The organism is Pseudomonadota bacterium, from assembly GCA_013285445.1.
Taxonomy (GTDB): Bacteria; Pseudomonadota; Gammaproteobacteria; order Xanthomonadales; family Wenzhouxiangellaceae; genus Wenzhouxiangella.
The window spans coordinates 2,878,345-2,893,732 of the sequence record CP053448.1 but is presented as its reverse complement, the minus strand read 5'-3'; the positions used below and the strand labels follow the sequence as shown (position 1 = coordinate 2,893,732).

Sequence of the window (15,388 nt, the reverse complement as noted above, 5' to 3'; positions counted from 1 at the left end):
ACGGGCATGAAGACAAGAGCCGCCGTGGCCTTCGAGGCCGGCAAGCCGCTGGAAATCGTTGAGCTGGATCTGGCCGGGCCGCGCCAGGGCGAAGTGCTGGTTGAACTCCGGGCGACCGGCGTGTGCCATACCGATGCGTTCACCTTGTCCGGCGATGATCCGGAGGGGTTGTTCCCCTCGGTGCTGGGTCACGAAGGCGCCGGCATCGTGCGTGAGGTGGGGCCGGGCGTGAGCAGCGTCAGGCCCGACGATCACGTCATCCCGCTCTACACGCCGGAGTGCCGGGAGTGCGAGTACTGCCTGAACCCGAAGACCAATCTGTGCCAGGCCATCCGCGAGACCCAGGGCAAGGGGCTGATGCCCGACGGTTCCAGCCGCTTTTCGCTCGACGGCAAGCCGATCCATCACTACATGGGCACCTCGACCTTTTCCAATTACACGGTGCTGCCGGAAATCGCGGTGGCCAGGATTCGCTCCGACGCGCCGTTCGACAAGGTCTGCTATATCGGTTGCGGGGTGACGACCGGTATCGGTGCGGTGGTCAACACCTGCAGGGTCGAGCCGGGCAGCACCGCCATCGTGTTCGGCCTCGGTGGCATCGGCCTCAATGTCATCCAGGGCCTGCGCATGGTGGGGGCGGCGCGCATCGTCGGTGTCGATCTCAATCCCGACAAGCGCGACATCGCCAAGTCCTACGGCATGACCGACTTCGTCAACCCGGACGAGGTCGATGGCGATCTGGTCGGCCATCTGGTCGAGCTGACCGGTGGTGGCGGCGACTACACCTTCGAGTGCATCGGCAATGTTCGGACCATGCGCCAGGCGCTCGAGAGCGCGCACAAGGGCTGGGGCATGAGCTGCATCATCGGCGTGGCCGGTGCCGGGCAGGAAATCTCGACCCGTCCGTTCCAGCTGGTCACCGGCCGGCGCTGGGTCGGTACCGCCTTCGGCGGCGCCAGGGGCCGCACCGATGTGCCGAAAATCGTCGACTGGTACATGGACGGCCTGATCGACATCGACCGCATGATCACCGCCAAACTGCCGCTCGATCGCATCAACGAGGCGTTCGACATGATGCACGAAGGCAAGGGCGTGCGGACGGTGATCGAGTATTGAAGGATCGATATCCGGCCGGCGCTGCGCTTCTCGGCTGCGTCAAGGTCGCACCCTCGCGATCCGGCCGGCCGCTCGGTACGAATCGATCACCGTTGAATGGGTTGGGAGAGTAAGCATTGCAAACGATCAAGCAGCACAAGGTATTCGACGGCTGGCTGAAAGTATGCCGGCATGATTCATCGGCCACCGGCAGCCCGATGGAATTCGCCGTCTGGCTGCCGCCGCAGTCCGAAGACGGTCCGGTGCCGGTGCTCTACTGGCTGTCGGGCTTGACCTGCACCTGGGAAAACTTTGCCGCCAAGGCCGCCGCCTTCGGCCCGGCGGCCGAGCACGGCATTGCCATCGTCATGCCTGACACCAGCCCGCGGGGGTTGGGTCTGCCCGGCGAAGATGGTGACTATGACTTTGGCAGCGGCGCCGGTTTCTACGTCGATGCCACCGTTACGCCCTGGGCCGATCACTACCGGATGTATACCTACGTAACCGAGGAGCTGCCCGGCCTGGTGGAATCGCAGTGGCCGCTGGACGGCAAGCAGCGCGGGATCTTCGGTCACTCCATGGGCGGTCACGGGGCGCTGGTGTACGCGCTGCGCAAGCCGGATCGATATCGCTCGGTCTCGGCGTTCGCGCCCATTGTCAATCCGGTCGACGTGCCCTGGGGACAGAAGGCTTTTTCCGGATATCTCGGTGCGGATCAGTCAGCCTGGGCGGCCTGGGATGCCTCGCGCCTGATCGGCAATTCGTCCTGGGACCGGCCGATCCGCATCGATCAGGGCGAAGCCGACGACTTCCTCGGCGAACAATTGCAGCCGGAAGTCTTCGACAAAGCCTGCAGCGACGCCGGCGTGCCGCTCGAACTGCACCGGCATGACGGCTACGACCACAGCTACTACTTCATCGCCACGTTCATGGCCGACCATCTCGCCTGGCACGCCCGCCAACTCCAACCCTGAACCCTTAACCTTTCATAACCTCGTAACGGCCTCGCGCACCAGCGCATGGAGCTGCACGGCCTCGTCAGTACCGGCAAACTCGATCAGCTGGCCGCGCATGGCTGGCGGCCAGAATTTCTTCAGGTGGTCGGCAACGCCCTCGACCGCCTGGGTGTGCGGGTAAGGCTCGAAAAACAGCGCAATCTGATTGACCTTGTGCACCAGGCGGTCGTCGTCGAGCAGTTTCGTGGTCGGGGTCATGCCTGCAGCGATGCCTCCATGAAGACCGGATCGGCCACACGATAGCCATGACAGAACACGGTAAAGGTGGCCTGCCGGGCCAGGGCCAGCAGGGTCAGATTGTGGCGTTCGGCCAGATCGACAGCGAAGGTGGTTGGCGCCGAAATCGCCGCCAGCATCGGCATGCCCATCTGCACGGCTTTCTGCACCATCTCGTAGCTGCAGCGGCTGGTGATCAGGCAGAAGCCCTCGCCAAACGACAGCCCGGCGCGGGCCATGGCGCCGATCAGCTTGTCGAGCGCGTTGTGCCGGCCGACGTCTTCACGCACGATCCGGATCGCGCCGTCGGGCGTGCACCAGGCCGCCGCGTGAACCGCGCCGGTCGCGCGCTTTTCCGGCTGAAACCCGTCAAGTCGCTCGAACGCGTCGTAGACCGCTGCGGGCTGGACGACGAAGTCGCTGTCGGGCACCCGCGGCAGCTCGGGCACGGCCTGGTCGAGGCTCTCGACCCCACACAGACCACAGCCGGTACGCCCGGGCAGGTAGCGGTGCTGGTCGAAGATCGCCTGGAAGCGTTCGTGCGGAATGGTCATGCGCAGCACGATCCCTTGGTCGGCTTCCACGGCTTCGATCGACTTCAGCTCCCCGGCTGACGTGAGGACGCGCTCGCTCAAGGAAAAGCCCAGTCCGAAATCGGCCAGGTCAGCGGGCGTGGCCATCATGACCACATGCGACAGGCCCTGGTAGACCAGCGCGACCGGCGTTTCCACCGCCACGGTGTGCGCGCCCTCGATGGCGTCGTCACCGCGGTGGCGGCGGATCGGCAGCGTGGCGTGGGCCGGCTTGATCGATGTCATGACTTCAGGTGGTCTCCGGCTCGATGGCGGCGGCGTGCGCGAGTTCCGCCTCGCTGAAGTAGGTTCTCTGCCATTCGGAGTAGCCGACGGCGGGAGTCACTTCGGCTGCAGTGACCTTGTATTCCGGGCACTCGGTGGCCCAGTCCGACAGCTCGGTGGTGACCACGTTGGCGCCGGTTTCGGCGAAGTGGAAGGTGGTATAGACCACGCCGGGTTGCATGCGGTCACTGAATCTGGCCCGCAGCGTGGTCTGGCCGATGCGGCTGGCCAGCTCGACCAGCTCGCCGTCGCGGATACCGCGCTGCTCGGCGTCGTGCGGATGGATTTCCAGGATGTCCTCACTGGCCCACAGAGCGTTGGGCGTGCGCCGGGTCTGGGTGCCGACGTTGTACTGCGACAGGATGCGACCGGTGGTCAGCAGCAGCGGATACTTGCGCGATGTGCGCTCGGTCGTCGGCACGAAGGCGGTGATCATGAACTTGCCCAGGCCGCGCACGATCCGTTCGACGTGCATCACCGGCGTGCCTTTCGGTGCCTGGTCGTTGCACGGCCACTGCACGCTGCCGAGTTCATCGAGCTTTTGGTAGCTCACGCCGGCAAAGGTCGGTACGGTGCGGGCGATCTCATCCATGATCTCGGACGGATGGCTGTAGTCCATCGGGTAGCCGAGGGCCCCAGACAGCGCGCAGGTGGCCTCCCAGTCGGCCTTGCCGCCGAGCGGCTCGAGCGTCTTGCGCACGCGGTTGATGCGGCGTTCGGCATTGGTAAAAGTGCCGTCCTTTTCCAGGAACGACGAGCCGGGCAGCATCACCCGGGCAAAGCGCGCCGTTTCATTAAAAAAAATGTCCTGGACGATGACGCAGTCCATGGCCTTGAGACCGTCGATGATGTGCTGGGAGTTGGGGTCGGACTGGACGATGTCCTCGCCCTGGATGTAGAGCGCCTTGAACTGACCGGCAATGGCGGCATCGATCATGTTGGGAATGCGCAGTCCCGGCTCGGGATCGAGCTCGACGCCCCACTCGCGCTGATAGATCCCGCGCGTGGTCTCGTCGCTGACGTGGCGGTAGCCCGGGTATTCGTGCGGGAACGAGCCCATGTCGCACGAGCCCTGCACGTTGTTCTGGCCCCTGAGCGGGCTCACACCGACGCCCGGGCGGCCCAGGTTGCCGGTGGCCATGGCCAGGTTGGCCATGCCCATCACCATGGTCGAGCCCTGCGAGTGTTCGGTTACACCCAGACCGTAGTAGATGGCCGCGTTACCGGCGCTGGCGTAGAGTCTGGCAGCCTGGCGCACCTGATCGGCTCGTACGCCGGTATGGGGTTCCATCGATTCCGGCGAGTTTTCCTCGCCGGCGATGAAGTCCTTCCAGACCGCGAAGTCCTCGCGATCGCAAAAGCGTTCCACGTAGTCTTGATCGACCAGGCCCTCGGTGACCACGACGTGGCCGAAGGCGTTGATCATCGCGACGTTGCTGCCCGGTTTGAGCGGCAGGTGATGATCGGCCTTGACGTGCGGGGTGCGCACCAGATCAATGCGCCGCGGGTCCATCACGATCAGGCCCGCGCCCTGGCGCAGGCGCCGCTTCATCTGCGAGGCGAACACCGGGTGGGCGTCGGTCGGATTGGCGCCGATGACCATGATGACGTCGGCGTGCCGGACCGAATCGAAGTGCTGGGTGCCCGCCGAGGTGCCAAAGGCGGTTTTCAGGCCGTAGCCGGTCGGTGAGTGGCACACTCGCGCGCAGGTGTCGACGTTGTTGGTGCCGAGCGCGGCGCGCACCATCTTCTGGACCAGGTAGGTTTCCTCGTTGGTGCAACGCGACGAGGTGATGCCGCCGACGGCATTGCGGCCGTAGCGCTGCTGCGCTTGCTTAAGCTCGCGAGCGGCGTAGTCGATGGCCTCGTCCCAGCTGACCTCGCGCCAGTCCTCGTCGATGGCGTCGCGGATCATCGGCGATGTGACGCGATCGGGATGGGTGGAGTAGCCGTAGGCGAAGCGACCCTTGAGGCAGGAATGGCCGTGATTGGCCTGGCCGTCCTTGTAGGGCAACATGCGCACGATCCGGCCGTCCTTCTTCTCGGCCTTGAACGAGCAGCCCACGCCGCAATAGCCGCAGGTGGTGATCACGCTTTCGCCGGGCATGCCCGCCTCCTCGATCGACTTCTCCAGCAGGGCATCGGTCGGGCAGGCCTGCACGCAGGCGCCGCAGGAGACGCATTCGGAGTCGAAGAAGGAATTGTCCTGGCTGGCGACGATCTTGGAGTCGAAGCCGCGGCCCTGGACCGTCAGGGCGAGGGTGCCCTGGACCTCGTCGCAGGCGCGCACGCAGCGCGAGCATACGATGCAAGCCGCCGGGTCGAAGCGGAAGTAGGGGTTGGAGTCGTCGACTTCGGCATTCTGGTGATTGCGCCCGTCGCGGCCGTAGCGGATTTCCCTGATCCCCAGCTTGCGGGCCAGCTCGGTCATCTCGCTGCGGCCGTCGTCGGGCAGTTCCTCGGGGTGGTCCGAGAGATACAGCTCCATCACCCCGCGCCGGAGTTCGGTGAGCCGATCGCTTTCGGTCGACACCACCATGCCGTCGTCGACTGGCGTGTGGCACGAGGCGGGATAGCCCCGCTGACCCTCGATCTCGACCAGACACATTCGGCACGAGCCGAAGGCCCGAAGGCTGTCGGTGGCGCACAGTGCCGGCACGTCGATGCCGGCCTCGCGTGCCGCGCGCAGTACTGACGTGCCCGCGGGGACGGTCACGCGGTGCCCGTCAATGGTGAGATTGACCGCCTTTTGTGCGCTTGACGGCGGGGTGCCGTAGTCCGTCTCGATCAGCCTTGCCATGCTCTCTCCTCCTGCCCGCGAATATCGCTTGCGGGACTTCAGGCGTCGGCGGATTGCGTCGACGCGTTGACCGCTTTATTACTAATGCGGTCACTAATCAGCAGGCTCTCAGCTTGCCTCTCAGCGTTCGTGGCAAGGCGTCGGTGCGCAGGTGTAGCGGGCTCTACATCAAGCACCGACAACACAGTCCACGGACGCTGAGAGGCAAGCCCTTCGGGAGCTTCGTAGCCGGTCACCGACTGCGTTCCACTCGCTTGACATAGGCCCACTATGCCTGCGCTCGCGCGCCTTGCCGGTGACCGGCTACGAAACTCTGGGTGTCTGCTGATTAGTGACCGCATCAGTAATAAGACCGAAATCCTCGGGAAAATGCTCCAGTGCGCTGAGCACGGGATACGGAATCAGGCCGCCGTGGGCGCACAGCGAGCCGTGAATCATGGTGTCGCACAGGGCTTTGAGCAGCGCCGTGTTGCCGGACCGGTCGGTCCCGGCGATGATTCTGTCGATGGTCTCGACGGCGCGCGTGGTGCCGACGCGGCACGGCGTGCACTTGCCGCAGGACTCGACGGCGCCGAATTTCATGGAAAAGCGCGCCATGCGCGCCATGTCGACGGTATCGTCAAACACCACCACACCGCCGTGACCGACCATGGCGCTGGAACCGGCGAAATCCTCGTAGGTGATCGGCAGGTCGAGCCGGTCGGCGGAAAGAAACGGGCCCAGCGGCCCGCCGCACTGGACCGCGCGCACCGGCCGGCCCGAGGCGGTGCCGCCGCCGATCTCCTCGATGAGTTCACGCAGCCCCAGGCCGAAGTCGAGTTCGTACAGGCCGGGATAGCGGATGTTGCCGGCCAGCTGGATGGTCAGCGTGCCCAGCGACTTTTCGCACCCGAACCGGGCGTAATCGGCAGCACCCTTCTCGAAGATCACCGGTACGGTGGCCAGGGAGATGACGTTGTTGACCACCGTGGGCTTGCCGAACAGGCCCTCGATGGCCGGCAGCGGCGGCTTATATCGGATCATGCCGCGCTTGCCTTCCAGTGACTCCAGCAGCGCGGTTTCCTCACCGCAGATGTAGGCCCCGGCACCCATGCGCAGCTCCAGCTCGAACGCCTGGCCGCTGCCGGCCACATCCGGGCCGAGCCAGCCGGCGTGGTATGCCTTGGCGATGGCGGCGTTGAGTACGTTGCGGGCGTGCGGGTATTCCGAGCGCAGGTAGATATAGCCCTGGCTGGCACCGGTGGCCAGTGCGGCGATGATCATGCCCTCGATCAGCGAGAACGGATCGCCTTCCATGATCATGCGATCGGCAAAGGTGCCGCTGTCGCCCTCGTCGGCATTGCACACGATGTACTTCGGTTCGGCCTGGCAGTCGAGCACGGTCTGCCACTTGATGCCGGTCGGGAAGGCCGCGCCGCCCCGGCCGCGCAGGCCCGATGCCTTGACTTCGTCGACGCGTTGCCGGGCGCTCATGCTTAAGGCCCGATTGAGGCCGATGAAGCCGCCGTGGGCGCGGTAGTCGTCGAGATCGAGCGGATCGATCCAGCCGCAGCGCGCGAAGGTCAGGCGATTCTGCCGCGCCAGGGCCGGAATCTGTGCTGTCGGGCCCAGACACAGCGGATGATCGCCCGGGAAACCGCGCTCGACCAGCCCGGAGACGTCGTCGATGGTGACCGGTCCAAACGCGATGCGCCGGCCTTCGCGTTCGATTTCGACCATCGGCTCGAGCCAGAACAGGCCGTGGCTGCCGTTGCGCACGATCTTTGCTGCGGGATCAGCCACAGCCAGCGCCCGGGCGAGCTCGTCAGCGCCCAGCGAACAGGCCGAGGCATCGCCTGGCACGTACAGCCGGGTGGCGACGCTCATGGCGTATCGTCCTGGTTGCCGATGAGTGCATCGAAGCGCGCTGGCGTCACGCGCCCGTGCAGGGTCTCGTCGATCATCACCGCCGGTGAGCAGCCGCAGTTGCCCAGGCAGTAGACCGGCTCCAGGGTGAAGCGGCCGTCACTGGTGGTTTCATGCCAGTCCACCCCGAGCCGCTCGCGCGCGTGCTCCTCGAGCCGGTGACCGCCAACGGCCTGGCAGGATTCGGCGCGACAGATCCTGACCACGTGGCGGCCGGGCGGGGTGGTCCGGAAGTCGTGGTAGAAGCTGATGACGCCATGAACCTCGGCGCGCGACAGGTTCAGGCTTCGGGCGATATCGGCAACGATGGCCGGGTCGACGTAGCCAAAGCGGCCGACCAGCGCGGTGAGGATGGGCATCAGTGCACCCGGCCGGTCCTTGAGTGCGTCGATCATCGCCCGTGCCGTTTCGGCGTTCCAGGGGATGAAGGGCGTGGCGGCGAGCTCCTGTGACATAAAGCTGTGCCCTTCAGTGGTCCAGTCAGAGCGAGGGTAAAACAAAACATATCCCGAGGGAAGGGCAGTGGGTCGAATCCCCCAGGGGGCGGGTTCGTCGGTCCGGGACGACCGCAGAGTGAACTTTGCGGTGACTGATCGCCAGTCGTTTCGGCTTCTCGGTTGCCGCGAATGGTCTGATCTGGTAAGGTTTTTTTAACACTTTCGGCGCAACAGAGGGAGGAACGCCCAGAATCAGGATCCTGACACGTTCGGTCGATCAAGCTTGACCATATTACGGCCGTTCCTCTGTCTGGCAGGCTAACTCGTGTATTCAGACCACCAGAACAGGAGAACAATCATGAATATGAAATGGTGCAGCTGGCTTTCCGCTGTCCTGTTGCTCGGTGCGGTTACGACCGCGCAGGCATCGGGCAGTGATGAAGAGGCTGAAATGCTGAAGCGTCAGATCGACGCCATGCAGCAACAACTCATCGAAATGCAGCGGCAGCTCGATCAGCTGCGGGCCGAGCGCGATCAGGAGGCCCGGGAGCGCGAGCAGATGGCCTCACGCATTGCCGACGTCGAAGCGCGCGAAGCCGACGAGGAAGAGGTGCGCGAGATTGCCGCCGCAACCTATGACGAGAAAAAGGCATCTCAAATCAATGTAGGCGGCGCGGTCCGATTCCAGTACGTGCTGGAGGACTACAATGACACCAGCAAGGACCAGGAAGGCACGTTCGAGATGGATACCGTTCGCCTGAACTTCGACGGCACGGTTGGCGACGTGATTCTGTCTGCCGAATGGCGCTGGTACCAGTACATGAACGTCATCCACCATGCCTGGGCCGGCTACGATTTCTCCGACACCCTGCAGGGTCAGGTCGGCGTTCACCAGGTGCCCTTTGGCGTGACGCCATACAACTCCCACAGCTTCTTTTTCAGCTCCAACTACTACCTGGGGCTTGAAGACGACTATGATTTCGGCATCAAGCTGATCCACGATGACGGCCCGCTGAATCTGCAGGGCGCGTTTTACTGGAACGACGAGCTTGGCGGCTCCGACAGCTACCTCGGCTTCGATTTTCTTGGTGGCTCCAGTCTCGACTCGCCGTTTGGCCTGAACGATCGCTACTCCTATGACATCGTTGGCGTGCGCGCCGACGGCGAAGGGACCTTTGCCAACCCGGGCCAGTTCGCATTCGATTCCAACATCCTCAACCTGCGTGGCGCCTACACCTTCGGTCATGACACCGACTACAACACCGAAGTCGGCGTGTCGCTGCAGTATGGTGATGTCGTAGACGGCACCAGCAGCAGTATCGGCGATCAGTCGGCCTATGCGGCCCACCTGGTCGGCAACTACGGCGCCTGGAATCTCCAGCTGCAGGCCACCAAGTACGAATACGACATGGACAACGGCGCCACTCGCATGGCCGTCGGTGCCTACGACTTTTTCGACACGATTGCCGCCGAGGCGACGACCTATACCGCCAACGTGGCCTACAACATGCCGGTCGAATGGGGTCCGGTCAGCTATGTCACCTTCTATAACGACTACTCGCTGATCACCGACAAGTCAGGTGGTCTGGAAGATACATGGATGAACGTCACCGGTGCCTCGGTCACCGCTGGTGGCCTGTTTACCTACTTTGACTTCATTTTTGCCGAGAATCAGCCGTTTGTCGGCGGCACAATGGACTCGACCACGGATCCCGGATCCAACTTCCGCTTCAATATCAATTTCGGCTACTACTTCTGACCGGTCGTGAAGTACTCGGGCCCAGCGCGTCAGCGTCGACTCGTTCAGGTCGGCGCGATCGTTGGGCCCTGTGCTTTTGACGGGAAACAAGAAATGCAGGGAGAACGAAATGACAAACCCACATGATCCGAACAAACCGGACGAGATCCGGCAGATCGAAGCAATCTACGACACCGACTATCAGGTTGGACAGGACAATGTCTCGGCGATGGGGATGGATCTTCATCATCCCGTTTTGCCATCAGTGCTGCGCTGATTCTTCTTTTTGTCCTGCTCTCCCTGGTCTTTCCGGACGTCTCCAACGAAACGCTGAACGCCACGCGCGTCTGGATTGGCGAGCAGTTCGACTGGCTGTTCCTGACGGCCGGCAACATCTTCGTCTTGTTTTGCCTGGCGTTGATCATCTTGCCGGTTGGCAAGGTTCGGCTCGGCGGACAGGACGCAACGCCTGAATTCAGCCTGCTTTCCTGGTTCGCGATGCTGTTTGCGGCCGGCATGGGCATTGGCCTGATGTTCTGGGGGGTGGCCGAACCGGTGGGCTACTTCACCGACTGGTTCGGAACCCCACTCAACGTTGGTGGCGGCGATGACACGGCCGCACTGGGTGCAACCATGTACCACTGGGGTCTGCATCCCTGGGCGATGTACGGAATCGTGGCACTGTCGCTGGCCTTCTTTGCCTACAACAAGGGCATGCCGCTGACCATCCGTTCGACCTTCTATCCGCTGCTCGGCGATCGGGTCTGGGGCTGGTTCGGTCACCTTATCGACACGCTTGCGGTGCTCGCGACGCTGTTCGGTCTGGCCACTTCGCTTGGCCTTGGCGCGAAGCAGGCCGCCAGCGGCATGAGTTTTCTGTTCGGCGTGGACAGCGGGCTGATGACTCAGGTTGCGATCATCACCGGTGTTACGGCCGTCGCTGTGATCTCGGTCGTGCGCGGTATTCACGGCGGCGTGCGCGTGCTCAGCAACATCAATATGTTCGTGGCGCTGGTGCTGCTGCTCTTCGTGATGTTTGCCGGCGGTCTGATCGCGTTCCTGTCCAATGCGGGCACGACCATTTCCGGCTACCTGCAGTACCTGCTGCCGCTGAGCAACCCGATCGGTCGTGAGGATGACACCTTCTACCACAGCTGGACGATCTTCTTCTGGGCCTGGTGGATTTCCTGGTCACCGTTCGTCGGTATGTTCATCGCCCGCGTGTCCCACGGCCGTACCGTGCGCCAGTTCATGACTGCGGTGCTGATCGTTCCGGTCATAGTAACCGTGATCTGGATGACGGCCTTTGGCGGGAACGGAATTGACCAGGTCAAGGACGGTGTCGGTGCCCTGGCTGATGGCATCGGTGATTCCTCGATGGCCCTGTTCCAGATGCTCAATGAAATGCCAATGGCCTCAGTCACCTCGTTCCTGGCCATCGTGCTGGTGCTGGTGTTCTTCATCACCTCGTCGGACTCCGGTTCCCTGGTGATTGACTCGATCACCGCCGGCGGCAAGCTTGATGCCCCCGTGCCACAGCGAATTTTCTGGGCCGTAACCGAGGGGGTCGTGGCCGGCGTGCTGTTGGCCGTCGGCGGTGATGCGGCGCTGAATGCCTTGCAGGCCGGAGCGGTCAGTACCGGGCTGCCTTTCGTCGTGATCCTGCTGTTCATGTGCATCAGCCTGGCCAAGGCACTCAATCACGAACTGATCCTGATCAAGCACGGCTCGCCTGCGGCCGCCTGAGCGGGTTACGACTCGAAAAACAGCCAACAATACAAGTACAACAACAGGCGACTCGAACCCCGTGCACTGCGCGGGGTTCTTTTTTCCGACGTGCGCGACGACGGCACGGGATTGCCAGTCGTCGCCGGCCGCGCTAGGATACGAACTTGCGGCGGGCGTCGTATAATGGCCATTACCCGAGCTTCCCAAGCTCGTGATGAGGGTTCGATTCCCTTCGCCCGCTCCAACTCCTGCTTTCCGATGCCGTCTAGCCCGCATTATTCATGAATCGCCGCGATGATTGCGCAGGGGATTGTTCGCACAGCGGATTTTCCGACCGAGCGGAATACCAGGCTGTATTTCCGAGGGAAGAAAATCCGCTGTGCGGACATGGCCCACTAGGCCAACGCTTCCCCAAACGCCAGCACGCTCTCCTCGAGCCCCTTGAGGTCGTAACCCCCCTCCAGCGAAGCGACCAGGCGGCCCTTGGCATGTCGGTCGGCCAGTGACTTGAGTTGTTCACCGATCCAGTAGAAGTCCTCGTCCTTGAGCTGGAGCCGGGCGAGCGGATCCCGCCAATGGCCGTCAAAGCCCGCCGAGATCAGGATCAGTTCTGGCGCAAAGGCGTCGATGGCCGGCAACAGCTGGGCCAGCCACGCCTCGCGAAACTCGTTGCTGCCCGACGCTGGCGGCAGGCCGGCGTTGACCACGTTGCTGGCTGCTGGCTGCCGCGGGTCGCCAGTGCCTGGGTAAAGCGGCCACTGATGGCTCGAGGTCAACAGCATGCGAGCGTCTCCGGCAAGGATGGCCTCGGTGCCATTGCCGTGGTGGACATCGAAATCGCACACTGCAACGCGCTCGATCGCGTGCGCTGCCAGTGCATACGCGGCAGCGACCGCCACAGAACTGTAGAGACAAAACCCCATGGCGCGGCCCGACTCGGCGTGGTGGCCCGGCGGACGCACGAGTGCCAGCGCTGCTGAATGCGTGCCGCTGGTTGCAGCATCGACGCCTGCGCAGACGGCACCGGCAGCCAGTCTTGCCGCTCGCAGGGATCCGGGCCCGAGATGGGTATCAGGATCCAGAGTCATCGACTGACCGGCCGCGTCGGCCGAGTTCAGGCGATCGAGGTAGCTGCGGGTATGCACGCGCTCGAGCTGCTGTGTGCTGGCTTCGACCGCGTCGCTCCAGATGGCGCTGGCGATCTGTCGGGCGCCCCGAAGTGCTGCTTCGAGACGTTCCGGTCGTTCCGGGTGACCCGGAGGCGGCCGGTGCCTGAGGCAGTCGGAGTGGCTGATAATCAACAGCGACATGGCTGGCTGCGGTTCAGGCGTGCTTGCGCTCGTGATTCCAGAGCACTTCTCCAGCGCCGCTGGCACGCGCCAGCGTGCGGGCAATCACGAACAGCAGATCGGACAGTCGATTGAGATAGCGAATGACGGGCGTGTTGACTGGCTCGCAACCAGCCAGTTCAATGACGCGTCTTTCGGCGCGCCGGCAGACGGTTCGCGCCAGATGTGCGTTCGCTGCCGCCACTGATCCACCGGGAAGAATGAATTCCCTGAGCGCGGGCAGGTCTGCGTTCAGGCGATCCAGTTCGGATTCCAGTCGACCGACATGATCGTCGTTCATCATCTCGCTGCCGGGAATGCACAACTCCCCGCCGAGGTCGAACAGATGGTGCTGAACGTCGAGCAGCAGGCTGCTGATTTCCGGTGCGGTTTCGATGCTGGCAACGACCACGCCGATCACCGAATTGAGTTCATCGACGGTTCCGTATGCCTCGACGCGCAGACTGTCCTTGGTGGTGCGACTGCCGTCGCCGAGCCCGGTCGACCCGTCATCGCCGGTACGCGTGTAGATTTTCGAGAGCCGATTACCCATCGCTGCATTATATCGTCACTGATCACGGGGCGGCAGCCACGAGACATCCCGGCCCCTTCTGCGTTACTCTCATGGTCCTGTCCCCGCCTCGCCAAAGGAGTCGTGTCATGTCCCGGACTGCGTATCCCTATTATCTGGCCAACCAGGCCGTGTTCGCCAACGAGGACCTGGAAGTCACCGACAAGCACACCGGCGAGGTTGCCTACCGCGTTGCGCTGGCCCACGACGAGGAAGTTGACCGGGCGGTCGCCGCAGCGCTCGAGGCGACACCGGCCATGGCGACGCTGCCCGCGCACCGGCGACGGGATGTGCTCAGGCACTGCGTGCAGCGCTTTCGTGAACGCCGCGACGAACTGGTCGAGGTGCTGATCGTCGAGGGAGGCAAGGTCATTACCGACGCGAAAGGCGAGGTTGGCCGTTTGATCGAGACTTTCGAAATCGCGGCTGAAGAGGCCACCCGCATTGGTGGCGAAGTGCTGCCGATGGACATCACCCCGCGCGCGGAAGCGTTCATCGGGATGTGGAAGCGCGTGCCGATCGGACCGGTCTCGTTTATCACGCCGTTCAATTTCCCCTACAATCTTGTCGCGCACAAGGTGGCACCGGCGATTGCGGTCGGCTGCCCGTTCGTGCTCAAGCCGGCCGAGAAGACGCCTGTCGGCGCGCTGCTCATTGGCGAGATCCTGGCCGAGTGCGATGATCTGCCGCCGGGCGCGTTTTCGATTCTGAGCGTCAATCGTGACGAGGCCGCCCGGTTCACCGAGGATGAACGGCTGAAGCTGATGAGCTTTACCGGGTCCGACAAGGTCGGCTGGATGCTGAAGTCGAAGGCCGGCAAGAAGCCGGTGGTCATGGAGCTCGGCGGCAATGCCGCCTGCCTGGTCGATGCCGATGCCGATCTGGCAGATGCGGTTGACCGCATTGTTTTCGGCGCTTTCTACCAGTCCGGCCAGAGCTGTATCTCGGTGCAGCGTGTGCAGGTCCACCAGTCGATCTATGACGATTTCCGCGACCGCCTGGTTGAAAAGGTTGCCGCCCTGAAGGGTGGTGATCCACGTGACGAAGATACCTTCATCGGCCCGCTGATCAGCGAAGATGATGCCCGGCGGGTCGTGGAGTGGATCGAGGAGGCAGTCGATGCCGGTGGCCGGCGCCTGGTCGGCGGCGAGCGTGAAGGATCGGTGGTGCGTCCGGCGGTTCTCGAAAACGTCCCTTCGGAGTGCAGGGCCTACAATGAGGAAGTATTCGGGCCAGTCGTTGTGCTCGAGCCTTTCACCGATTTCGATGCCGCGCTCGACAAGATCAATCAGTCGCGTTATGGCTTGCAGGCCGGCTTGTTCGTTCGCGATATCGGCAAGATTCGGCGCGCCTGGGACAGCCTCGAAGTTGGCGGCGTCGTCATCAACGATATACCGTCGTTCCGCGTTGACCATATGCCCTACGGTGGGGTCAAGGACTCCGGGCTGGGCCGCGAGGGGATCCGTTATGCCATCGAGGACATGACCGAAATCCGCATGCTGGCCATCCGCGATGTCTGATTTCGGCCGGATCGAAACCCACGTAGGTCGGCGTTACATCCCCGACGGACGACATTTCATCAACCGCCACCCGGCTCTCATGCGTGTCCTCCGCCTGGACTCAAAGGACGTGTAGATCCCGGTGGAGACAACCGAAGCCTCGTCCGTCGGGGTTTGATCGACCTTTCTACACCTGGC

11 protein-coding genes, 1 tRNA gene and 1 pseudogene are annotated in these 15,388 nt (G+C 63.3%); 6 read left to right on the top strand and 7 right to left on the bottom strand.

The window, feature by feature from the left end; genetic code table 11:
* The first annotated feature begins 6 nt into the window (after nucleotides 1-6).
* Both HND55_12965 and fghA read left to right on the top strand, forming a co-directional pair.
* A complete protein-coding gene (locus HND55_12965; GenBank protein QKK03491.1) occupies nucleotides 7-1,116 on the top strand; it encodes an S-(hydroxymethyl)glutathione dehydrogenase/class III alcohol dehydrogenase in 1,110 nt (369 codons plus the stop codon).
* 116 nt (nucleotides 1,117-1,232) lie between these two features.
* Nucleotides 1,233-2,069 (top strand): S-formylglutathione hydrolase, encoded by an 837-nt coding sequence (fghA, locus tag HND55_12960; GenBank protein ID QKK03490.1) that lies wholly within the window; start codon nucleotides 1,233-1,235, stop codon nucleotides 2,067-2,069.
* Between the two features lie 12 nt (nucleotides 2,070-2,081).
* Here fghA and HND55_12955 read toward each other — a convergent pair whose 3' ends face one another.
* From HND55_12955 to HND55_12935, 5 genes are all read right to left on the bottom strand, one after another.
* Nucleotides 2,082-2,309 carry a formate dehydrogenase subunit delta gene (locus HND55_12955; GenBank protein QKK03489.1) on the bottom strand — a complete coding sequence of 76 codons (228 nt, stop codon included), beginning with the start codon at nucleotides 2,307-2,309 and terminating at the stop codon, nucleotides 2,082-2,084.
* Nucleotides 2,306-3,145: a formate dehydrogenase accessory sulfurtransferase FdhD gene (fdhD, locus tag HND55_12950; GenBank protein ID QKK03488.1), complete on the bottom strand. Its 840-nt coding sequence runs from the start codon at nucleotides 3,143-3,145 to the stop codon at nucleotides 2,306-2,308. The genes HND55_12955 and fdhD overlap by 4 nt, the downstream gene beginning before the upstream one ends.
* A gap of 4 nt (nucleotides 3,146-3,149) precedes the next feature.
* Entirely contained in the window at nucleotides 3,150-5,984 is a 2,835-nt protein-coding gene (gene fdhF / locus HND55_12945) for a formate dehydrogenase subunit alpha (GenBank protein QKK03487.1), read from the bottom strand.
* Nucleotides 5,985-6,287: 303 nt separating this feature from the next.
* Nucleotides 6,288-7,850: a formate dehydrogenase gene (locus HND55_12940; protein QKK03486.1), complete on the bottom strand. Its 1,563-nt coding sequence runs from the start codon at nucleotides 7,848-7,850 to the stop codon at nucleotides 6,288-6,290.
* Nucleotides 7,847-8,344, bottom strand: a complete 498-nt coding sequence (locus HND55_12935; protein ID QKK03485.1) for a formate dehydrogenase subunit gamma — start codon at nucleotides 8,342-8,344, stop codon at nucleotides 7,847-7,849. Before HND55_12935 ends, HND55_12940 begins: the two co-directional genes overlap by 4 nt.
* 340 nt (nucleotides 8,345-8,684) lie before the next feature.
* Here HND55_12935 and HND55_12930 point away from each other — a divergent pair, with 340 nt between their 5' ends.
* The 3 genes and pseudogenes from HND55_12930 (at nucleotide 8,685) to HND55_12920 (ending at nucleotide 12,036) form a co-directional block, all read left to right on the top strand.
* Nucleotides 8,685-10,085, top strand: a complete 1,401-nt coding sequence (locus tag HND55_12930) for a carbohydrate porin (GenBank protein ID QKK03484.1) — start codon at nucleotides 8,685-8,687, stop codon at nucleotides 10,083-10,085.
* A 109-nt stretch (nucleotides 10,086-10,194) separates the two neighbouring features.
* Nucleotides 10,195-11,810: pseudogene (locus tag HND55_12925) on the top strand (BCCT family transporter).
* Between the two features lie 151 nt (nucleotides 11,811-11,961).
* Nucleotides 11,962-12,036: transfer RNA gene (locus tag HND55_12920), tRNA-Gly, on the top strand.
* 151 nt (nucleotides 12,037-12,187) lie between these two features.
* Here the strand turns inward: HND55_12920 and HND55_12915 are convergent.
* Complete coding sequence (locus HND55_12915) at nucleotides 12,188-13,096, bottom strand: histone deacetylase family protein (protein QKK04105.1); 909 nt, start codon at nucleotides 13,094-13,096, stop codon at nucleotides 12,188-12,190.
* Between the two features lie 19 nt (nucleotides 13,097-13,115).
* Nucleotides 13,116-13,673: a cob(I)yrinic acid a,c-diamide adenosyltransferase gene (locus tag HND55_12910; GenBank protein ID QKK03483.1), complete on the bottom strand. Its 558-nt coding sequence runs from the start codon at nucleotides 13,671-13,673 to the stop codon at nucleotides 13,116-13,118.
* Nucleotides 13,674-13,780: 107 nt separating this feature from the next.
* On the opposite strand from HND55_12910, the gene HND55_12905 reads away from it, so the two are divergent.
* Complete coding sequence (locus HND55_12905; GenBank protein ID QKK03482.1) at nucleotides 13,781-15,211, top strand: aldehyde dehydrogenase family protein; 1,431 nt, start codon at nucleotides 13,781-13,783, stop codon at nucleotides 15,209-15,211.
* Nucleotides 15,212-15,388: the final 177 nt, after the last annotated feature.